Raw genomic sequence first — 19,809 nt, forward strand, 5'->3', positions numbered from 1 at the left:
CCGGTCAGGACTCCTCGTGGGTCCTCGGGTCGGCGTCGAACAGCCGGCCGTCGGGGCGTCCGAGTGCGGTGATCGCAGACACCTCGGCGTCATCGAGCACGATCTCGGCCGCCGCGAGGTTCGCCTCCTGGTGCTCCCGCGACGACGCCTTGGGGATCGACACCGTGCCCCGGGCGACGTGCCACGCGAGGACCGTCTGCGCCGGGGTCGCACCGTGCGCTGCGGCGACCTCATGGATCACCGCCTCGTCGAGCAGCTCCTTGGCACGCCCGAGAGGGCTCCACGCCTCGGTGAGGATGCCGTGCTCGCGGTGGTACGCGAGCTGCTCCTCCTGCGGGAAGTACGGGTGCACCTCGATCTGGTTGACGACGGGGCGCACGCCGGTCTCGCGCTCGATGCGCTCCAGGTGCTCCGGCAGGAAGTTCGAGACGCCGATCTGCCGCACCACCCCACGCGCCTGCGCATCGACGAGTGCTGCCCACGCCTGGACGTACTCGTCCTGGCTCGGGTTCGGCCAGTGGATGAGGTGCAGGTCCGTCGCGTCGAGCCCGAGGCGCGAACGGCTCTCCTCGATGCTGGTGCGCGCCTTCGCGGATGGGTGGTGGCGTCCGGGCAGTTTCGTGGTGACGATGATCTCCGAGCGGTCGACGCCGGACGCGGCGACGCCTCGGCCGACCGATCCCTCGTTCTCGTAGTTGAAGGCCGTGTCGATGAGGCGGTATCCCGCTCCGATGCCCCCGGCGACGGCATCTGCTCCGGCATCGCCGTTGAGCGCATACGTGCCGAGCCCGATCGCCGGGAGGGCGAAGCCGTTGTGGGCGGTGAAGGTGGGGACAGTGGTCATCGTGACTCCTCCGGTGCGTTTCCTCCGAGCGTACGCTGGGGGAATGACAGCGGAGGCGGACATGGCGTCGGATGACATCGTGATCGAGGATGCGGCGCGATGCCCGTGCTCGTCGGGCGATGTGTTCGGATCCTGCTGCGGTCCGCTGCTGCAGGGCGCGCCGGCTCCGACCGCCGAGCGCCTGATGAGGTCGCGGTACACGGCGTTCGGTCTGCGCGACGCGACGCACCTGCTGCGCACATGGCACCCGACGTCGAGACCGCGCACGATCGACTTCGAGCCGGATCTCGAATGGCGGCGACTGCTGGTGCTCGATCGTCTGGCCGGCGGTCCGTTCGACGACCGGGGTGTCGTGGAGTTCGAGGCCCTCTGGCGCCAGGGCACCGAGCGAGGGTCTCTGCATGAGCGCAGCCGCTTCGTCCGCGAGGATCGGCAGTGGTACTACGTCGACGGCGACGTGCGCTGATGGGCGGATGTCGCCGCAGCGACTAGATTTGAGAGCGTGAACGCCAGCCCCGAGAACCAGCGCACCCTGCTCGACATCGCCGACCTCGACCGGCGCATCGCGCAGGCCGAGCGCGCCCGCACCAAGCCGAGCCAGGCGGGGCGGATCACCGAGCTCGTCTCCATCCGTCAGGAGCAGCTCCGCGAGCTCACGACACTCACCGGTACCCGCGACGACGTGCGCACCGAGCTGAAGCGGCTGGAGTCCGATGTGGCCGTGGTCGAGGCGCGACGCAACCGTGACGCCGAACGACTCGCCGCATCGACCAACTCGAAAGACGCGCAGGCGCTCGAGCACGAGCTCGCCAGCCTCGCCCGGCGGCAGAGCGACCTCGAAGATGCCGAGCTCGACGTCATGGGACGGCTCGAAGAGGCAGAGGCCGCGGTCGCAGCACAGCAGGCGCTCCTCGAGACGACCACTTCCGAGGGGTCGGCCCTGACCGCGCAGGCCAAGGCCGATGTCGCCGCGGCGACCGAATTGGGAGCGCAGCTCGCCCGCGATCGGGCAGCCGTGGCCGAGGGCGTCTCGCCGGAACTCCTGGCCGAGTACGCGCGTCGCGCGACGAACAGTGCCGGCGCCGCACTTCTCACCCGCGGCACCTGCGAGGGCTGCCGCATCCTGCTTCCCAGCACCGATCTGAACGACATCCGCCGCGCGGCGGACGACCTCGTGGTCTCCTGCCCCGAGTGCGGCTGCATCCTCGTGCGCACCGAGGAATCCGGGCTCGCATGAGCGGTGCCTGCGCCCGCCACCGATGACAGCGCCGGCGTCGGGCATCGAACGACGAATCGCGCTCATCTCCGTCGGTCCGCAGGAGTATGTCGCGATCGAGCTCGACGCGGATGACGAGGAGCAGAACCGTACGTCTCTGCGTGCCGAGGAGCTCCCGGGGTGGGTCCGCTCCGCCGAAGACGCCGATGCTCCGCGGTGGATCATTCGCACCGCTGCGGAGACCTATGCCTTCCTTCTCGGCGACGGCGTCCGCATCTCTCGCAGTCACGATCTGGTGCTGTGCCACGCGATCCTGCGCGACACCTCCGCCGTGCCCACCCCGCTTCCGGGAGCGCACGAGTGGGAACGGCGCGAACCGACCGTTGCCGCGCCGTCGCTGTTCGACGTGTTCGATGACGCGAGCGGAGACGATCCGATCGGCACGATGCTCGATCAGTACCGAGCCCAGCGCGAAGTGATGGCCGCAGCGCCGGATGGACGCCTCACGCTGCTGTGCGCGGCGGAGTCGGCGGGCGGACTCATCGCGGAGGAGATGCGGGCCGCGGGATTGCCCTGGGACGAGGGCGTGCACGATGCGATCCTGACCGAAACGTTGGGCACCCGCCCGGTCGCCGGCGGGACGCCGAGCCGCATGGTCGAGCTCGGCGATCGGGTGCGGGAGCTCCTCGGCGACCCCTCACTGCATCTGGACAGTCAGCAGAAACTGCTCAGAGCGCTGCATCGCGTCGGAGTGCAGGTGGAGTCCACGAGCCGGTGGGAGCTCGCCGAGCACGATCACCCGGTCGTCGAACCGCTGCTCGCATACAAGAAGCTCTCCCGTCTGCTCAGCGCCAACGGCTGGGCCTGGCTCGCCGAGTGGGTGCACGAAGGTCGCTTCCGTCCCGTGTACATCCCCGGCGGCGTGGTCACCGGGCGCTGGGCCTCTGCCGGCGGAGGCGCGCTTCAGCTTCCGCGGAGTCTGCGCCCCGCGGTGCGGGCCGACCCCGGATGGACTCTCATCGTGGCGGATGTCGCGCAGCTGGAGCCGCGGATGCTCGCGGCCATGGCCTCGGATGAGGCGATGGCCCGGGCGGCGCGGGGGAGCGATCTCTACGCCGGTGTCGTCGCCTCCGGAGCAGTCGCCACGCGGGAGGAGGCGAAGTACGCCGTCCTCGGGGCGATGTACGGTGCCACGACCGGTGACAGCGGGCGGCTCGTCCCGCGTCTGAGGAAGGTCTATCCGCGCGCCATGGCACTCGTCGATGCGGCGGCGCGCACGGGCGAGGACGGCGGCATCGTGTCCACCTGGCTCGGCCGGTCGTCACCCCGACCTTCGGTGGAGTGGATGCGTCTGCAGGCGGATGCCACCGGCGCCGATGCCGATCCGGCGGTCGTGGCACTCGCCCGCCGCCGGGCCCGCGACTGGGGGCGGTTCACCCGGAACTTCGTCGTGCAGGGCACGGCCGCGGAGTGGTCGCTGATCTGGCTCGCCGAGATCCGTCATCGCCTGCGGCAGATCCCCGAGGGGTACACCACGGCCGCAGCATCCGCTCCCTTCGCGCAGGCACCGCACCTGGCGTTCTTCCTTCACGACGAGGTCATCCTGCACGTGCCGCAGGAACACGCTGAGACTGCTGCCGACGCCGTCCGCGAGGCGGCCGCCGTCGCGACGACCCGTCTCTTCGGCTCGTTCCCGATCGACGTGCCCCTGGACCTCCGGATCGCAGAGTCCGCCGAGAAGTAGGAATGACCTCCCGAGAAGTAGACTGGGAGTGCGAATGGGTCGACTGGACGGCCGCGTGGCGGGTGACCGCACCGAGGAACGTCCGGGCTCCTCAGGGCAGGACGGTGGGTAACGCCCACCCGGAGCAATCCGCGAGAAAGTGCCACAGAGAGTAGACCGCCCCGCAAGGGGTAAGGGTGAAAGGGTGGTGTAAGAGACCACCGGGGGCCATGGTGACATGGCCCGCCAGGTAAACCTCGTCCGGAGCAAGGTCAGACAGAGGATGATGACGCGGCTCGCCGAGTCCTCGGGTAGACCGCTAGAGTGCCACGGCAACGTGTCGCCGAGAGAGATGGCCGTCGAAGGGGCGAAGAACCCCGGAACAGAACCCGGCGTACAGGTCGGCCCATTCGCACAGCACAATTTGACGGGTGTTCGTCCGGACCACTGTCGTCGCCGGCGCGCAGGATCATGCCGTCACGCAGGCGGTGTGTACATCCACGTCGTCTGGCTGGCTGCTCCACCTGAACTCGCCCAGTCGGCTCCACCGAGAACGATCAGCTTCTCGTCTGCCCACAGGGCAGGGCCGGCCGCGAGTGCTGCGCCATCCGGTCGCCCCAGGACGGTCCAGCTGTCCCGTTCACCGTCGTAGAGATAACCGCCGCTGAGCGCGAACCGTCCGGACGAGATCACCTCGGAGATCCAAGCGTCCTGCAGGGGCGCCGGCGGATCGGTCAAAGGCGACCAGGATCCATCCGGCAGGGTCATCGATCCGCCGTACGGATATGTTCGTCCCCAACTCCCCGCCTCGCCACCGTCAGCGCCGCCGAGGTGCGGGTCCACGAGACGGCTGCCCGTCCACATCCAGGTCCACCCGCCGATCTGCCGTGTGTCCGGCAATCGCGCCCATCGGCCCGACGCCCTGTCATAGAGCGCCGCGATCGTGAGAGCGGGTTCATCGGAGCCCGGACTGGGGACAAGCTCTTTGGCCGTCAGGACCAGACCCGTCGGTGTCGGGGTGATCAGTCGGTCGAACGTGAGACCGAGGGGGTCAGGGGGAAGTTCTGACCATCGGCCCGATATCGCGTCCAGCACCAGATCTGCCGAAGTACCGTGCTCATCGGAACCAGATAGGAAGAGGACTCGATCACCATCAGCTAGCAATGTGCGTGGCACCGAGTCGGGCGCATCCAACGTGTCCCACCGATCCGCCCCCACGTCGTACGCAAGAAGGACGGATCCGGAAGACCCGCGGGTGACCGAGATGAACAACCGTCCGCCAGCGAACGCAGCCGGTGACGGTGGGATGTCGATGGGGGCCTCGCGCAGCACTCGCCACGTGCCCAGCACCGGGTCGAACGCGGCACCGTCTCGAGCGAACTCTCCCCACTCGCAGTCCGCGTTCGGCGGACACGCCCGCCCGGTGCCACCTCCCACCACGAACACCTCCGAACCAGACCAGGCGAGAGTCGTCAGCGTCCGCGCAGGCAAGGGGAAATCGTCCACCTGACTCCACCCGGTCGACGCCTCGGTGGCGTCTATTGCTTGTCCCGGTCCAGCGCACCCGCCGAGCCCGAGAACAGACGCGACAGCGACCGCGACCAGTCCGATCCCTGCCCGCGGCACGCCCATACCCAACAGTGTCGTCGCATCGACGATCGTCTCGCGCAGACAGCAGAAGGCCCCGATGACATCACAGTCATCGGGGCCTTCCTCGTCAGGAGTGGTGGTATCTCAGTCGCCGGCGAGAGATGCCGCGCCGATGATGCCCGAGTTGTTGCGGTGGATCGCCGGGACGATCGGGGTCTTGAGGTCGAGCAGCGGGAGGAAGTCCCCGGCGTTCTTCGAGACGCCGCCGCCGACCACGAACAGGTCGGGGCTGAACAGGAACTCGATGTGCGAGTAGAACGCCTGCAGGCGCTCCGCCCACGCGGCCCAGCTGAGGCCCTCGCGCTCGCGCGCCGAGGTCGCGGCGTACGTCTCGACGGACTCGTACTCACCGAAGTTGAGGTGGCCCAGCTCGGTGTTCGGCAACAGCACGCCGTCGTAGAGGAAGGCCGAGCCGATGCCGGTGCCCAGGGTCGTCAGCAGGGTGAAACCGCGCACGTCCCTGGCCGCTCCGTGGCGAGCCTCGGCGACGCCGGCGGCATCCGCGTCGTTCACGAACACGATGTTGCGGCCGAGGCCGTCGCGGAAGAAGCGCTCCGCATCGAAGTCGATCCATTCCTTCGACACGTTCGCCGCGGAGAGCGTCTTGCCGCGCTTGACGATCGCCGGGAAGGCGACACCGAGCGGGAGGGTCGAGTCGTGCACGTCGAGAGTCTTCAGAACGGTCTGCACGGCGTTCAGGACATCCTGCGGCGATGCGCCTTCAGGAGTGGGGACACGCACCCGGTCGGATGCCATGATTCCGTGCTCGAGGTCGACGATTCCTGCTTTGATTCCCGTGCCGCCGATGTCGACGCCGATCGCTTTTGCCATGGGCGATAGCTTAGCGACAGCGGTGCACGCCAGTAGGATCGATGACATCACGTGAAGAAGGGACAGGCATGTCTGACGGTGACCACAGGTACTGGTACAACTCCGAGACCGGCGAGGTCGAGTTCGGCATGATCTCGCCCTCCATCGACCGGATCGGGCCCTTCGACACGGAGGCCGAAGCCCGCCGTGCGCCCGAGGTGCTCCAGGAGCGCTCGCGCGCCTGGGCCGAGGAGGAAGCCGTGGAGCAGGGCTGGGACGTCAAGGGCTCTCAGAACGCGGGCGACGCAAAGGGCCAGGGCGCAGAGTAGCCATGGACAAGCAGAGGGACTTCGTCCTCCGGACGATCGAGGAGCGCGGCGTCAAGTTCGTGCGACTGTGGTTCACCGACGTGATCGGCACCCTCAAGTCCGTGGCGATCGCTCCGGCCGAGGTCGAGGGTGCATTCGCTGAGGGCATCGGGTTCGACGGCTCGGCCATCGAGGGACTGACGCGCACCTACGAGTCGGACCTGCTCGCGCAGCCGGATCCGACGACGTTCCAGACGCTGCCGTGGCGCGGCGAGATCGATCCGACGGCGCGGATGTTCTGCGACCTGACGACGCCCGACGGTCAGCCGGCGGTGGCCGACCCGCGGCACGTGCTCAAGCGCACGCTCGCGAAGGCCGCGGATGCCGGGTTCACGTTCTACACGCACCCCGAGATCGAGTTCTACCTGCTCAAGTCGTCGTCGTTCGGACCCGACGGTCCCGTTCCGGTCGACTCGGCCGGTTACTTCGACAACGTTCCCGGTGGAACGGCCCACGACTTCCGTCGCCGGTCGGTGCGGATGCTCGAAGACCTCGGCATCTCCGTCGAGTTCAGCCACCACGAGGGTGGACCCGGCCAGAACGAGATCGACCTCCGCTATGCGGATGCCCTCACCACGGCCGACAACATCATGACTTTCCGCACGGTGATCAAGGAGGTGGCGATCGAGCAGGGCGTCTACGCGACGTTCATGCCGAAGCCGCTCAGCGATCAGCCCGGCAGCGGCATGCACACCCACATGTCGCTCTTCGAGGGCGACCAGAACGCCTTCTACGAGGAGGGCGCGAAGTACCAGCTCTCCAAGACCGGTCGACACTTCATCGCGGGTCTGCTGCGACACGCGAACGAGATCTCCGCCGTCACGAACCAGTTCGTGAACTCCTACAAGCGGCTCTGGGGAGGCGACGAGGCACCGAGCTTCGTCACCTGGGGGCATGCGAACCGCTCGGCCCTCATCCGCGTGCCGATGTACAAGCCGAACAAGAGTCAGTCGTCGCGCGTCGAGTACCGCGGCATCGACTCCGCCTCGAACCCGTACCTCGCGTACGCGCTGCTGCTCGCGGCAGGACTCAAGGGCATCGAGGAGGGCTACGAGCTGCCGCCCGAGGCGGAGAACAACGTGTGGTCGCTGAGTGACGCCGAGCGGCGTGCACTGGGATACGAGGCGCTGCCCGCGAGCCTCGATCACGCCCTCGAGTACATGGAGGCGTCCGAGCTCGTCGCCGAGACGCTGGGGGAGCAGGTCTTCAACTACGTGCTGCTCAACAAGCGCAAGGAATGGGAGGCCTACCGCGGCCAGGTCACCCCGTTCGAGCTGAAGAGCAACCTCGAACTGCTCTGACCTGCGCCGATGGCCCGACCGGACGACTCCGTCTCCCTCTCCGCCCTGGCCAGGCTCGGTTTCGCCGAGTTGAGCGAAGCGGCGGCATCCCTGTCCGAGTTGGCGACGGTTCTCGGAATCCCGCGATCAGCGCTTCTCGAAGGTGCGGATGCTGCCGACCCCGACGCCGCGGTGCGGGGAATGGTCCGTGTCGCGCGTCGGGACGCAGGACCCCTGAAGGCACTGCTCGACAGCGCTGAGACGCGTCACCGCGTGTGGCGGGTCTTCGGCGCCTCGGAGGGGCTGGCAGACTTCTTCCTCCGCCATCCCGATCAGCTCTCGGTGCTGGGGGAGCCCCTCGACACGTTGCCGTCGCCGGAGTCGCTCCGTGCGCAGCTGCTGGCCTCGGTCGGCACCCGAGATGGCTTCGCGAAGTCGGCGGACGACGCGGCGGTCGTGGCCGTGCGTGTCGCCTACCGCCGCAGCCTCGCCGCCATCGCCGCCTATGACCTGACCCACCCCGAGCCGAAGACCGTGGTTGCCGCGGTGTCCGCCGCGCTGTCGGATGCCGCCGGAGCGGCATTGGAGGCCTCGCTCGCGATCGCACGCGCGCGTCTGAGCGAGACCACCCCGAAGGAGCAGGTGGCGGCGACGCGGCTCTCGATCATCGGCATGGGAAAGGCCGGCGCCCGCGAGCTCAACTACGTCAGCGACGTGGACGTGATCTTCGTGGGCGGCACCAGCGATGAGGAGGTCGTGACGGAAGCGCGCGCGATCGACATCGCGACGCGGCTGGCCCGCGAGACGATGCGCGGTCTCGACAGCATCGAGGTGGAGCCCCCGTTGTGGGAGGTCGACGCCAACCTGCGGCCCGAGGGCAAGCAGGGTGCCCTGGTGCGCTCGCTCGCCTCGCACCTCGCCTATTACGATCGCTGGGCCAAGAGCTGGGAATTCCAGGCGCTCCTCAAGGCACGGCCTCTCGCCGGGGACTCCGATCTGGGCGCCGAGTACATCGAGGCGGTGCAGCCGAAGATCTGGTCCAGCGCTGCCCGTGAGGATTTCGTCGAGAGCGTCCAGCGGATGCGCGAGCGCGTGACCGAGCACATCGATCCGGACGACGCTCCGTATCAGCTCAAGCTCGGCGCGGGCGGTCTCCGCGATATCGAGTTCACCGTGCAGCTGCTTCAGCTGGTCCACGGCCTCACCGACGAGTCGATCCGCACGCGCGGCACGCTGGAGAGTCTCGATGCTCTCGTCGCCGGCGGCTACATCGGACGAGCGGATGCCGCGACGTTCGCTGACGACTACCGCATCCTGCGACTCATGGAGCACCGCCTGCAGCTGCGCGAACTGAGCCGCACGCATCTGCTTCCGCGCACTCCCGCGGGCCTGCGCGTGCTGGCGCGCGGCACGGCCCTCGCCGAGAGCGGCGACGGTGTGTGGACACGATGGGAGGCGTTGCGCCGCGAAGTGCGCGAGATCCACACTCGGCTGTTCTACCGTCCGCTTCTCAGTGCCGTCGCCAGTCTCCCCGAGGAGGAGCGCACGCTCTCCACGGCGCAGGCACACGACCGTCTGGCTGCCATCGGGTTCCGCGATCCCGCGGGCGCTCTGCGGCACATCGGTGCGCTCACGACCGGGCTCAGCCGCAAGGTGACGATCCAGCGCGCGCTGATGCCCATCATGGTGCGGTGGTTCGCCGACGGAAGCGATCCGGACTACGCGCTTCTCGCCTTCCGCCGGATCAGCGAACGCCTCGGCGACACCCCGTGGTTCCTCCGGATGCTGCGGGACTCCTCAGGCGCCGCGGAGAGCCTCACACGCCTGCTCTCCTCCTCGCGCTACGTCGGGGAGCTGCTGGAGTGGATCCCCGAGTCCGTCGCCTGGCTCGACAGCACCGACCGGCTGCGTCCGCGCGGGGCGGCCGCGCTCGACGAAGAGGCACGGGCCATCCAGACCCGTCACGAGACCATCGGCGACGCCCTGCGCGCGGTGCGGGCTCTGCGCCGTCGGGAGCTGCTGCGCACCGCGATGGGTGCCGTCCTCGGCGTGCTGACGATCGAGGAGGTCGCGGTCGCGCTCACCGAGATCACGGAGGCGACGATCCAGGCGGCCCTGCGCGCCGTCATCCGCGACGTCGTCCCCGACGACGCCGCAGAACTCGATTTCGCGGTCATCGCCATGGGGCGCTTCGGAGGCGCCGAACTCGGTTTCGGGTCGGACGCCGACATCCTCTACGTGTACGACGCGAACGGCGTCGACTCGCAACGGGCGCAGAAGCTCGCCACGCAGATCGTGGCGGGACTCCGCGAGCACCTGACGGATCACCGGGTCCCGCTCGATCTCGACGCCGACCTCCGGCCCGAGGGGCGCAACGGACCGGTCGTGCGTTCGATCGCGGCGTATGCCGAGTACTACCGGCGCTGGTCGCTCTCCTGGGAGGCGCAGGCCCTGCTTCGTGCGCGGGGTGTGGCCGGGAGCGCGAAGCTGATCGAGCGGTTCACGGCCCTCGCCGACACGATCCGCTACCCGGAATCGGTCGATCTTCAAGGCACACGAGAGATCAAGCGGATCAAGGCCAGGGTCGAGGGGGAGCGGCTGCCGCAGGGCGCTGATCCGCGACGCCATCTGAAGCTGGGCCCCGGCACGCTCAGCGATGTCGAGTGGCTGGTGCAGCTGCTCCAGTTGCAGCACGCCTACGCGATCCCCGGCCTGCGCACGACATCGACCCTCGGCGCGCTCGATGCCGCCGTCGCCGCCGATCTCGTGGAGGAGGGCGACGCCGAGCGGTTGCGGGAGGCGTGGCGCCTGTCCAGCAGGCTCCGTTCCGCGATCACCCTGCTCACCGGGCAGACGAGTGACCTTCTCCCGGCGGATCGGCGCCGGCTGGACGCGATCGGCAGCCTGCTCGGGTACCCCGACCGCTCGGCGACCGAGCTCGAGGAGGACTACCTCGGCGTCACCCGCCGTGCGCGCAAGACGTTCGAGGACCTGTTCTACGGATAGTCCGCCCCGTCGGTTTGCAGTATCGGGCGAGGTGTCCCAAGCTGACGATATGACCCATACGCGCATCGGAATCGTCTGGAATCCCTCCAAGGTCGAGAAAGAGGTTCTCCAGGACGCCGTGAGCGACGTGTTCGACGAGCAGTACGACATCCGCTGGTGGGAGACGACGCCCGGGGACCCGGGCCGCGGCATGGCGCAGGAGGCACGTGAGGACGGCCGGGGCATCGTCATCGCCGTCGGTGGCGACGGCACGGTCCGTGCGGTCGCCGAATCGCTCGCAGGGACGGATACCGCCCTCGGAATCGTCCCGCAGGGCACGGGGAACCTGCTCGCACGCAACCTGGAGGTCCCGCTCGCCGATATCCCCGCCGCGCTCGAGCGGGTGCGGGATGCGGAGCCCCGACGCATCGATCTCGGTTGGGTGTCGTACGACGGCACCGAGCACGCCTTCGCTGTCATGGTCGGCTTCGGGATCGACGCCCAGATGCTGGTCGAGACCGACGACGACCTCAAGTCGAAGGCCGGCTGGTTGGCCTACGTCGAGGCGATGGGTCGGGCCTTGGCCGGTACCGAGATGACCGACATCACTCTGGCGATCGACGGCGAGAAGGCGGTCGCGGTGCGCGGTCACACGATGCTGATCGGCAATTGCGGGATGGTGCAGGGCGGCATCCGCCTGCTTCCCGACGCGGTTCTCGACGACGGCAAGCTGGATGTGCTGATGATCAGCGCCGACGGCGCACTCCAGTGGCTCGACACCCTGCGGTCGTTCGTCTGGGACAACGGGATCCGACGCATCTTCGGGGCGACGGATGAGGCCGTCAGCACAGATTCCGCACGTCATCTGCCCGTCGAGCACATCTCGGTGCAGTTGGACACACCCCTGGTTTTCGAGATCGACGGCGAGGAGATGGGGGAGGTCTCGCAGTTCGACGTCCGCGTGCAGCCGGGGGCCCTGCTCATCCGCTGAGACGCGTGTGCACCGCGACCTCCGCCGGAATCATCCTCACGGTACGGTGATCACCGGCGGGGCCTTCTTGCGGTCCTGTGTGGGGAAGACCACCTTCTGCACGATGATGATGATGCTCGCGGCCACCGGGATCGCGACGAGTGCGCCGAGGATGCCGCCGAGTGCGCCACCGGCGACCGCGGCGATCACGACCAGGGCTCCCGGCACGGCCACGGCACGGCTCATGATGCGCGGCGAGAGGACGTACGCCTCGATCTGCATGTAGACGAGGTAGTAGCCGAAGGCGATGAGCGCCGTCACCGGCGAGACGAACAGACAGATCAGGGAGTTGATGATGGAGGCCGTGAGGGTGCCGACGAGCGGGATCATCGAGCCGACGAAGGCGATGAGCGCGAGGAGTGCGGGCACCGGTGCGCCGATGATCGACAGGACGATCAGACTGAGGACGCCGTTGATGAGTGCCAGGCTCGCCTGCCCCATCACGTAGCGTCCGACCGCACCGGACACATCCTCCAGAAGCTCGCTGAAGGTCTCGCGCTGGTACGCGGGCACGAAGCGGCCGGCCGTGCGCTTCATGCTGCGCAGCGAGGCCATGAAGTAGAGCGTGAGTATCAGGACGATCGTGATGCCGGTCAGGCCCCCGGCGATGCCGGCGCCCACGGCGAACACGCCGCCTCCGATGTCGAGGAAGTTGTCGGGGTTCTGGACGAAGTCGAGCACTCCCTGGGCCGCGTCCTTGATGGTCGTGCCGAACTGGCCGCTCACATCCTTGAACCACTGGCTCTCCATGAAGTCCTCCACCATCTTCGGACCGTCCTTGATGAGGTTGCCGATCTGCTCGACCAGCACCGGGACGATCGCGAGGATGATGCCTGCGAAGGCGAGGACGACGCCCGCGACGACGATCGTCACGGCCGCAGCGCGGGGGAGCCGCTTCTCGATGAATCGGACGATCGGATCGAGACCGAGAGCGAGGAACAGCGCCACGCCGACGTACACGAGCACCGTGGCGAGCTGATCAACGATCCCGCCGATGGCGAGGGCGACGAGCACGCCGAGAGCCCCGAGGAGCCCGAACATGAACGGATTGGCGCGCGCTGCGGCCGCGGCGGTGGTGGTGGATCTGCGCTGGGCCGGGACCGTCTGCGGCTCGTTGGGCGCGATCACTCTCTTGCGGCGCATGGGCCCTCCCTCTTTCAGACTCAGTCGATCATCCTCCACACGGGGTGCCCACGTGCTGAGCGACACCCGGCGGAGCCTGCGCGCCTCGGCGGACGGGATAGCCGGTCACGTCATCGGGAGAGCTTCTCGAGCCGTCGCCCCGCCGAAACGTCACGGTGTCTTTCGCACACGACCGGGTCGTGCGCCCGTATCGCTCGGCGCAGCTCGAGTGCTCCCATGCCCGTGTACCGGAGCAGATGGCATCGCAGCGTCGACGGGTCGGAGAACCCCGCGGCGACGGTGAGGTCTGCGACCGGGGTCTCCGGTTCGGCGAGCATCAGCGCGACCGCTGAGGCGACCCGGGTTCGGACGAGGAGTTCCGTGGGACTCACGTGACCTGCGAAGCAGCGGTAGAGCTGGCGGACCGAGAGGTGGAGCTCATCCGCCAGTGACGACGAACACTTCTGCAAACGGAATCCGGCCCAACTCCCGTAGTTCGGGAATTGGGCCGGATGCTGATCCGAAGCGGGTCAGACGCCGAAGTAGAGCTCGTACTCGAACGGGTGCGGGCGCTGCGCCATCGGCAGGATCTCGTTCTCGTACTTGTAGGAGATCCAGGTCTCGATGAGCTCCTTGGTGAACACGCCGCCCTCGAGGAGGAACTGGTGGTCGGCCGCCAGGGCGTCGAGCGAGTCGAGCAGCGAGTTCGGGACCTGGGGGATGTCCTTGGCCTCCTCGGGCGGGAGCTCGTAGAGGTCCTTGTCCACCGGCTCGTGCGGCTCGATGCGGTTCTTGATGCCGTCGAGGCCCGCCATCAGCTGCGCAGCGAAGGCGAGGTACGGGTTGCCGGAGGCGTCGGGTGCGCGGAACTCGATGCGCTTGGCCTTGGGGTTCGAGCCCGTGATCGGGATGCGGATCGCGGCGGAGCGGTTGCCGGCCGAGTAGACCAGGTTGACCGGGGCCTCGAAGCCCTTGACCAGACGGTGGTAGCTGTTCAGCGTCGGGTTCGTGAAGGCGAGGAGCGCGGGCGCGTGGGCCAGGATGCCGCCGATGTACCAGCGCGCGATGTCGCTGAGCTGACCGTAGCCGGCCTCGTCGTAGAAGAGCGGCTTGCCGTCGCTCCACAGCGACTGGTGCGTGTGCATGCCCGAGCCGTTGTCGCCGTACAGGGGCTTGGGCATGAAGGTCGCAACCTTGCCCCACTCCTCGGCCGTGTTCTTGACGATGTACTTGAACTTGAGGATGTCGTCCGCCGCGTGGACCATCGTGTCGAAGCGGTAGTTGATCTCCTGCTGGCCGCCGGTGCCGACCTCGTGGTGCGAGCGCTCGAGGATGAAGCCGGCGTCGATCAGCTTGAGGGTGATGTCGTCGCGGAGGTCAGCGGTCTTGTCGACCGGGCTCACCGGGAAGTAGCCGCCCTTGTACGGGGTCTTGTTGCCGAGGTTGCCGCCCTCTTCTTCGCGGCCGGTGTTCCAGGCGCCCTCTTCCGAGTCGACGCTGTAGAAGCTGGAGTTCGAGGTGACGTTGTAGCGGACGTCGTCGAAGATGTAGAACTCGGCCTCCGGCGCGAAGAACGCGGTGTCGGCGAAGCCGGTGGAGGTGAGGTACTTCTCCGCCTTCTTGGCGACCTGACGCGGGTCCTTCGAGTAGATCTCGCCCGTGCGCGGGTTGTAGATGTCGAACAGCATCACGAGGGTGCTGGCCTCGCGGAAGGGGTCGACGTACGCCGTCGTGACGTCGGGGATGAGCTGCATGTCGGACTCGTGGATGCTCGCGAAGCCGCGGATCGAGGAGCCGTCGAACAGCTGACCGTCGGTGAAGAAAGCCTCGTCGACCGTCGATGCAGGAATGTTGAAGTGCTGCTGCACACCCGGGAGATCGGTGAAACGGATGTCAAGGAACTTGACGTCGTTCTCCTTGATGTAGCTCAGTACCTCGGACGAATCTTTGAACATGTACGACTCCTGTAATGCGGATCGATGGCTTCACGGCCACTCTGCAGAGTACGGACGGGGGATTTCTCTACGGTATCCGCTTTGTTTCGGGCGTGTTACGGGAGCCGGGGACGAACACGGTATTTCACGCTCGGTAGGCTGGGGGAGTGACGGATGCTGTGAACACATACCCCGGTGAGCGACTCGGACTCCCGGAGTCGGGTCCCGGCAGCATCGCCCGGCCGGGCCGCCGCATCGGGGCCCTGCTCATCGACTACCTCGCCGCGACCATCATCGCCACCGCCTTCCTCGGCTACGACCAGTTCGCGCTTCCCACCGAAGCCGGTCTCACGCAGTTCGCCCCGATGCTGGTGTTCGCCGTGCTGCAGATCCTCTTCATCCCGACCGCGGGAGGCAGTCCGGGTCACCGGATCCTCGGGATGCGCGTGGTGCGCCGCGACGGTGGCTGGGTCGGGCTGTGGCGCCCGATCGTCCGCACACTGTTGCTCGTCGTCGTCGTGCCGGCGGTGATCTGGGACGCCGACCAGCGCGGCCTCCATGACAAGGCGGTCGGCACCATTCTCATCCGCGCCTGAGCGCCGCGCTCAGATCTTGCCGCGGTTGCGGCGCCGCGCCTCCCGAGGTGCTCGCCCCCCGAGGAAGGATCGTGCCGGGTCGACCGAGAACCCCTGCCGCAGTGCTTCTCTTCCGATGAGCATCCGGAAGCCCATCTCGTCGCGGTTGCTCAGCGTCACCTCGGCGAGCACCTCGCGGTCCACGAGGCGGATCAACAGCTCCACCACGAGGCGCTGCTGCGCGTGCCCGGACGAGCTGCGCACGGCGCGACGGTCGTGGACCGGGCACTCGACGACCACGGCGTCCTCCTGGCTGTCCTGCCAGGGCTTGACCTTGAAACGGACCCAGGGCTGATCGTCCTGCTCGAACTCCACGATGTCGAACGCGTGCAACGAGGAGGTGCGCGCACCCGTGTCGATCTTGGCCTTCAGCCAGTCGACTCCGAGATCGGGCAGGCTCACCCATTCTCGCCACCCCGTAAGGGTGTTTGAATGGGGGGTAGTCCTACTCACCTGATACATCCTGGCAGGAAAATTCCCCCGTGAAGATCGCAGTGCTCTCCCGTGCGCCCCAGGCGTACTCCACCCAGCGACTGCGCGCGGCCGCGCTTCAGCGAGGACATAACGTCAAGGTGCTCAACACCCTGCGCTTCGCGATCGATCTCACAGCCGATGAACCCGACCTCCACTATCGGGGCCGTCAACTCAGCGACTACGACGCGATCCTGCCGCGCATCGGCAACTCGATCACGTACTTCGGCACAGCCGTCGTCCGGCAATTCGAGCAGATGGACGTGTACACGCCGAACACCGCGAACGGCATCTCCAGCGCCCGCGACAAGCTGCGTGCGAACCAGATCCTGTCACGGCACAACATCGCGATGCCGCCGACCGCGTTCGTGCGCAACCGGGCAGACGTGCGCCCGGCGATCGAGCGCGTCGGTGGAGCGCCGGTCGTGATCAAGCTGCTGGAGGGTACTCAGGGAATCGGCGTCATCCTCGCCCCCCAGGTGAAGGTGGCCGAGGCGATCATCGAGACGCTGCACTCCACCAAGCAGAACGTGCTGATCCAGAAGTTCATCTCGGAGAGTCGCGGACGTGATATTCGAGCGCTCGTGGTGGGCGACCGAGTGGTGGCGGCGATGCGCCGATCCGCTGCCGGCGACGAGTTCCGCTCGAACGTGCACCGCGGTGGATCGGTCGAGGCCGTCGAGCTCGACCCCGTCTACGAGCGCGCCGCCGTCCGTTCCGCGCAGATCATGGGTCTGCGGGTCGCCGGTGTGGACATGCTCGAGGGAGACGACGGCCCGTTGGTCATGGAGGTCAACTCCTCGCCGGGGCTGCAGGGGATCGAGACGGCGACGAAGCTCGACGTGGCCGGCGCGATCATCGACTACATCGCCGGTCAGGTCGCATTCCCCGAGATCGATGTGCGGCAGCGGCTCACCGTGTCCACGGGATACGGTGTCGCGGAACTCATGGTGCACGGTGCGGTCGACCTGGTCGGCAAGACGCTGGGGGAGGCGGGGCTCTGGGAACGGGACATCACCGTCCTCACGCTCCACCGTGGGGTGAGCGTCATCCCCAACCCGCGCAAGCATGTCGTCCTGGAAGCCGACGATCGGCTGTTCTGCTTCGGCAAGCTCGACGAGATGCGCTCGATGGTTCCCGAGCGGCGTCGTCGCCGTGCGAAGGTCCGCCGCCTGCCCCGCCAGCCGCTCTCCGAATGAACGAGAGCGCGGCCGCCCTCCGAGGAGGACGGCCGCGCTCTTCGTCTCGGCGTGCGGGGCTCAACGAGGTCGCTGCGAGCGCACCTTCGTCGGGTCGATCCCCTTGGGGATCGGCAGCGAGGACAGCGACTGCGAGACCGAGTCAACGCGGCGGATGACCGCTGCCATGGTGGTCTTGTCGATGGCCTTCGGAAGCTTCTTGATCGTCTTCGCCAGGTCGGCGATCGCGACCTCGTCCTCACCGTGTCCGACGTAGAGGACCGTGACGGGCACGCCGTGCGCGACGCGCTGGGCCTTGCTGCGCTCTTCGTTGACGAGGCGGGTCAGGCGGCCGCGTGCACCTTCACCCACGACGACGATGCCGCCGCGACCGATGGTGCGGTACACCGCCTCCTGCGTCTTCGGGTTGATCCCGACGGGGGTCTCCGAAGCCTGCCAGCTGCGGCCGAGGCTGGTGCTGAGCACGTGGCCGGTGGCGCCGGGCATTCCGTCGATCTTCGTGTACATGGCCGACGTCGACAGGCGGGTCATGAGGAAAAGCGCGCCGAGGACGCCGAGCATGAGACCCGTGATGCCCCAGAGGACGAGGGTCCAGATCTGGAACGGCGGGATCAGATAGCCGGCGACGAGACCGAGGAGGACGCCGCCGACGAGGATCGCGAGCTGAGCCCACGGAAGCCATGAGTAGGCCTCACGGGTGAACCGGAAGAGGGACTTGATCTGGGAGAAGAACCCAGGACGCTTTTCGGGTTCAGGAGCACGCTTTGCCATGGAGTCCAGCCTACCGAGTTCACAGCCGCTGTGATGCCGTCGTTCGCGTCAAGCGGAGTCGGATGCGACGGCACTGTTCCTGCACAATCGCGGCCTCGGTCGGAACCTGTTCGCTGTGGCCCCGATCACGGAGAATCCAGGCTGCGGTGGGCTGTGATGGAGGCATGACAGACATCGGCACCCGTGATGCCCGGGGGACGGCCCTCCTGCCGGGGGCGCATCGCGTGGTACGGGTTCTCGACGCGGATGAGGGTCCGTTCGAGGGCGCGCTGGTCACTTCAGGGGACGCAGTGGCGGTGCGGATGGATGTCTCGGCCCTCGGCGGGTGGATCGGATGGCGGTACTCGGGCGCGGAGCATGTCGCCGCCCCGATCGACGTCATCCGACGCCGCGGCGGCCACGACGTGCTGCTCCCGTGGTGCCCGGATCAGGTCCTGGGGTTCCTGATCCGTCGTTCGGCCACGGGGGCAGCGCTGAGGCCCGGGGAGTGCAGCACGCTCGTGGTCAGCCTGCTCCGCGGTCTCGACGAGATCGGCGAGGGCGGCGAGCCCGGCGAGGGTGTCGAGAGCACGCGCACCGGCGTGTGGTGGGTGACCGACGGCGGGCGTCCGGTGTTCGTTTTCGGGCCTGGTCAGGATGCACGGGCCGGGGCCGAGGAGATCGTTCGACGCCTGGGCGAGGGCGCTTCGGACAAGGTGCTCAAGCGGGCGCTCAACACGGTCGCCAATGGCCTGGAGAAGGCATCCGTCCAACCTCGCATCCCACGAAAACTCCTCGACATCTGGGAGCAGGAGCTCCTGAACGTCGCCGCCCCTCAACCCCTCGATCGAGGGGCGCATCCTCCGGAGCGGGCGCAGGACGTCGCGCAGGTCGTTACGACGCGCGAGTCGATTCTGCCGCGGAATGGTCAGCGGCTGCGGTCGGATCGTCGCAGGAAGAGCCGCGGAATAGTGGCTGCCGTCGTGACCGTCGCCGGCGCGGGGAAAGAGCTCTTCGGGATCGCGGCCGCGCGGATCGCGGCGGTGATCCGGGGGAGGCGAGAGCGCAGAACGCGTGCGGCTGAGGATGCGGGTACTCGGTCGCACCCGCGGCGACGTCCGTTCATCGTTGCGGCAGTCGTGGCTGCCGTCGTGCTCTCCGCAGGGCTGCTCTGGCCCGAGGGCGGCGACCCGGGCGAAGCTGATGCCGGAGGGCGACGGGCCGGCGAAACGGCGTCGGTGATGTCAGGGGATGCGCCTTCGGCGACGCCCGTGCCGGAGGCTGCCGACGGGCGAGAGGCAGCCGAGGGGGCGGACACGAGGAAAGCGGCGGATGAGTCGAGGGCAGCGGAAGATGCGGACAGGAGCAGCACGTCGCTGGGAGACGATCCTGTGGCCGCAGCGGAGGCTCTGTTCACGACGATCACGGAGTGCCGCGTACGCGCGGACTCTGCCTGCCCTGACGCCGTGGCCCCCGGATCCGACGGTGTGGTCAACGAGCTCGTGGCGGCGGGGCAGGGGACAGCCGTCGAGTTGGTCGACGAATACGGGGACGTCGCCGTGGTGCGGCTCGACGTCGATGACGCGGACAGCGAGACGAAAGAGCTCGGAACCAGTCAACCGAGGCACCAGGTGGTCGTGCTCATCCGCACAGAAGAGAAATGGCTGGTCCGCGACGTCTATGACGTCGCCGGCCACCCACCTGGGGCGCTAAACGGGGAGGGGGCCCGCGGATCGGCGGACAGCGCCCCCACGAGGCGGGGCGTAACCCCCCCCCCCAACCCCGCCCCCAC

18 protein-coding genes and 1 other RNA gene are annotated in these 19,809 nt (G+C 68.0%); 11 read left to right on the forward strand and 8 right to left on the reverse strand.

Annotated elements, in window-relative coordinates:
- Nucleotides 1-4 precede the first annotated feature (4 nt).
- The gene (locus ACWGO6_RS18655) at nucleotides 5-844 is read right to left on the reverse strand and encodes an aldo/keto reductase (protein WP_136042074.1); all 840 of its coding nucleotides are present in this window, start codon (nucleotides 842-844) and stop codon (nucleotides 5-7) included.
- A gap of 43 nt (nucleotides 845-887) precedes the next feature.
- Between ACWGO6_RS18655 and ACWGO6_RS18660 the strand changes: the two genes are divergently transcribed.
- The 4 genes from ACWGO6_RS18660 to rnpB all read left to right on the forward strand — a co-directional run bounded on the left by ACWGO6_RS18660 (nucleotide 888) and on the right by rnpB (nucleotide 4,196).
- Nucleotides 888-1,310 carry a YchJ family protein gene (locus tag ACWGO6_RS18660; protein WP_452327614.1) on the forward strand — a complete coding sequence of 141 codons (423 nt, stop codon included), beginning with the start codon at nucleotides 888-890 and terminating at the stop codon, nucleotides 1,308-1,310.
- Nucleotides 1,311-1,346: 36 nt separating this feature from the next.
- Nucleotides 1,347-2,081 (forward strand): zinc ribbon domain-containing protein, encoded by a 735-nt coding sequence (locus ACWGO6_RS18665; protein ID WP_136042076.1) that lies wholly within the window; start codon nucleotides 1,347-1,349, stop codon nucleotides 2,079-2,081.
- Nucleotides 2,082-2,103: 22 nt separating this feature from the next.
- The gene (locus ACWGO6_RS18670) at nucleotides 2,104-3,804 is read left to right on the forward strand and encodes a bifunctional 3'-5' exonuclease/DNA polymerase (protein WP_136042077.1); all 1,701 of its coding nucleotides are present in this window, start codon (nucleotides 2,104-2,106) and stop codon (nucleotides 3,802-3,804) included.
- 35 nt (nucleotides 3,805-3,839) lie between these two features.
- Nucleotides 3,840-4,196: RNase P RNA component class A (gene rnpB, locus ACWGO6_RS18675), an RNA gene on the forward strand.
- 64 nt (nucleotides 4,197-4,260) lie between these two features.
- On the opposite strand, the gene ACWGO6_RS18680 is transcribed toward rnpB, so the two are convergent.
- Both ACWGO6_RS18680 and ppgK read right to left on the reverse strand, forming a co-directional pair.
- Nucleotides 4,261-4,551 carry a Kelch repeat-containing protein gene (locus tag ACWGO6_RS18680; protein WP_136042078.1) on the reverse strand — a complete coding sequence of 97 codons (291 nt, stop codon included), beginning with the start codon at nucleotides 4,549-4,551 and terminating at the stop codon, nucleotides 4,261-4,263.
- A 966-nt stretch (nucleotides 4,552-5,517) separates the two neighbouring features.
- Nucleotides 5,518-6,264 carry a polyphosphate--glucose phosphotransferase gene (gene ppgK, locus ACWGO6_RS18685; protein ID WP_029261802.1) on the reverse strand — a complete coding sequence of 249 codons (747 nt, stop codon included), beginning with the start codon at nucleotides 6,262-6,264 and terminating at the stop codon, nucleotides 5,518-5,520.
- Nucleotides 6,265-6,332: 68 nt separating this feature from the next.
- Between ppgK and ACWGO6_RS18690 the strand changes: the two genes are divergently transcribed.
- Genes ACWGO6_RS18690 through ACWGO6_RS18705 form a run of 4 tightly spaced genes read left to right on the forward strand, consistent with a single transcriptional unit; the run spans nucleotide 6,333 to nucleotide 11,867 of the window.
- The gene (locus ACWGO6_RS18690) at nucleotides 6,333-6,572 is read left to right on the forward strand and encodes an SPOR domain-containing protein (RefSeq protein ID WP_452327615.1); all 240 of its coding nucleotides are present in this window, start codon (nucleotides 6,333-6,335) and stop codon (nucleotides 6,570-6,572) included.
- A 2-nt stretch (nucleotides 6,573-6,574) separates the two neighbouring features.
- The gene (gene glnA / locus ACWGO6_RS18695) at nucleotides 6,575-7,912 is read left to right on the forward strand and encodes a type I glutamate--ammonia ligase (protein ID WP_029261804.1); all 1,338 of its coding nucleotides are present in this window, start codon (nucleotides 6,575-6,577) and stop codon (nucleotides 7,910-7,912) included.
- 9 nt (nucleotides 7,913-7,921) lie between these two features.
- Complete coding sequence (locus ACWGO6_RS18700) at nucleotides 7,922-10,897, forward strand: bifunctional [glutamine synthetase] adenylyltransferase/[glutamine synthetase]-adenylyl-L-tyrosine phosphorylase (RefSeq protein WP_452327616.1); 2,976 nt, start codon at nucleotides 7,922-7,924, stop codon at nucleotides 10,895-10,897.
- Between the two features lie 49 nt (nucleotides 10,898-10,946).
- On the forward strand, nucleotides 10,947-11,867 hold the full coding sequence (locus tag ACWGO6_RS18705) for a diacylglycerol/lipid kinase family protein (RefSeq protein WP_452327617.1): 921 nt from the start codon (nucleotides 10,947-10,949) through the stop codon (nucleotides 11,865-11,867).
- Between the two features lie 36 nt (nucleotides 11,868-11,903).
- Here ACWGO6_RS18705 and ACWGO6_RS18710 read toward each other — a convergent pair whose 3' ends face one another.
- From ACWGO6_RS18710 to glnA (ACWGO6_RS18720), 3 genes are all read right to left on the reverse strand, one after another.
- The gene (locus tag ACWGO6_RS18710) at nucleotides 11,904-13,049 is read right to left on the reverse strand and encodes an AI-2E family transporter (RefSeq protein WP_136042082.1); all 1,146 of its coding nucleotides are present in this window, start codon (nucleotides 13,047-13,049) and stop codon (nucleotides 11,904-11,906) included.
- A 110-nt stretch (nucleotides 13,050-13,159) separates the two neighbouring features.
- Nucleotides 13,160-13,498, reverse strand: coding sequence for a helix-turn-helix domain-containing protein (locus ACWGO6_RS18715; protein WP_452327618.1), 339 nt, complete (start codon nucleotides 13,496-13,498; stop codon nucleotides 13,160-13,162).
- A 60-nt stretch (nucleotides 13,499-13,558) separates the two neighbouring features.
- Nucleotides 13,559-14,983 carry a type I glutamate--ammonia ligase gene (gene glnA, locus ACWGO6_RS18720; RefSeq protein WP_452327619.1) on the reverse strand — a complete coding sequence of 475 codons (1,425 nt, stop codon included), beginning with the start codon at nucleotides 14,981-14,983 and terminating at the stop codon, nucleotides 13,559-13,561.
- Between the two features lie 146 nt (nucleotides 14,984-15,129).
- Between glnA (ACWGO6_RS18720) and ACWGO6_RS18725 the strand changes: the two genes are divergently transcribed.
- Nucleotides 15,130-15,558, forward strand: coding sequence for an RDD family protein (locus ACWGO6_RS18725; RefSeq protein ID WP_136042084.1), 429 nt, complete (start codon nucleotides 15,130-15,132; stop codon nucleotides 15,556-15,558).
- 9 nt (nucleotides 15,559-15,567) lie between these two features.
- Here ACWGO6_RS18725 and ACWGO6_RS18730 read toward each other — a convergent pair whose 3' ends face one another.
- Nucleotides 15,568-16,059 carry an ATP-dependent zinc protease family protein gene (locus ACWGO6_RS18730; protein ID WP_205820314.1) on the reverse strand — a complete coding sequence of 164 codons (492 nt, stop codon included), beginning with the start codon at nucleotides 16,057-16,059 and terminating at the stop codon, nucleotides 15,568-15,570.
- 20 nt (nucleotides 16,060-16,079) lie between these two features.
- On the opposite strand from ACWGO6_RS18730, the gene ACWGO6_RS18735 reads away from it, so the two are divergent.
- Nucleotides 16,080-17,267, forward strand: a complete 1,188-nt coding sequence (locus ACWGO6_RS18735) for a RimK family alpha-L-glutamate ligase (RefSeq protein WP_029262827.1) — start codon at nucleotides 16,080-16,082, stop codon at nucleotides 17,265-17,267.
- Between the two features lie 60 nt (nucleotides 17,268-17,327).
- Here ACWGO6_RS18735 and ACWGO6_RS18740 read toward each other — a convergent pair whose 3' ends face one another.
- On the reverse strand, nucleotides 17,328-18,038 hold the full coding sequence (locus ACWGO6_RS18740) for a DUF4191 domain-containing protein (RefSeq protein WP_136042085.1): 711 nt from the start codon (nucleotides 18,036-18,038) through the stop codon (nucleotides 17,328-17,330).
- Nucleotides 18,039-18,202: 164 nt separating this feature from the next.
- Between ACWGO6_RS18740 and ACWGO6_RS18745 the strand changes: the two genes are divergently transcribed.
- The coding region (locus ACWGO6_RS18745; RefSeq protein ID WP_452327620.1) for a hypothetical protein at nucleotides 18,203-19,809 on the forward strand (1,607 nt) is incomplete at its 3' end.

The sequence above is a fragment of the Microbacterium sp. NPDC055665 genome, from assembly GCF_053618035.1.

Coding starts and splice junctions, on each gene's coding strand:
- ACWGO6_RS18655 (WP_136042074.1), bottom strand. CDS start 844: ATGACCACTGTCCCCACCTTCACCGCCCACAACGGCTTCGCCCTCCCG.
- ACWGO6_RS18660 (WP_452327614.1), top strand. CDS start 888: ATGACAGCGGAGGCGGACATGGCGTCGGATGACATCGTGATCGAGGAT.
- ACWGO6_RS18670 (WP_136042077.1), top strand. CDS start 2,104: ATGACAGCGCCGGCGTCGGGCATCGAACGACGAATCGCGCTCATCTCC.
- ACWGO6_RS18680 (WP_136042078.1), bottom strand. CDS start 4,551: ATGACCCTGCCGGATGGATCCTGGTCGCCTTTGACCGATCCGCCGGCG.
- ppgK (WP_029261802.1), bottom strand. CDS start 6,264: ATGGCAAAAGCGATCGGCGTCGACATCGGCGGCACGGGAATCAAAGCA.
- ACWGO6_RS18690 (WP_452327615.1), top strand. CDS start 6,333: ATGTCTGACGGTGACCACAGGTACTGGTACAACTCCGAGACCGGCGAG.
- glnA (WP_029261804.1), top strand. CDS start 6,575: ATGGACAAGCAGAGGGACTTCGTCCTCCGGACGATCGAGGAGCGCGGC.
- ACWGO6_RS18700 (WP_452327616.1), top strand. CDS start 7,922: ATGGCCCGACCGGACGACTCCGTCTCCCTCTCCGCCCTGGCCAGGCTC.
- ACWGO6_RS18705 (WP_452327617.1), top strand. CDS start 10,947: ATGACCCATACGCGCATCGGAATCGTCTGGAATCCCTCCAAGGTCGAG.
- ACWGO6_RS18710 (WP_136042082.1), bottom strand. CDS start 13,049: ATGCGCCGCAAGAGAGTGATCGCGCCCAACGAGCCGCAGACGGTCCCG.
- glnA (WP_452327619.1), bottom strand. CDS start 14,983: ATGTTCAAAGATTCGTCCGAGGTACTGAGCTACATCAAGGAGAACGAC.
- ACWGO6_RS18730 (WP_205820314.1), bottom strand. CDS start 16,059: ATGTATCAGGTGAGTAGGACTACCCCCCATTCAAACACCCTTACGGGG.
- ACWGO6_RS18740 (WP_136042085.1), bottom strand. CDS start 18,038: ATGGCAAAGCGTGCTCCTGAACCCGAAAAGCGTCCTGGGTTCTTCTCC.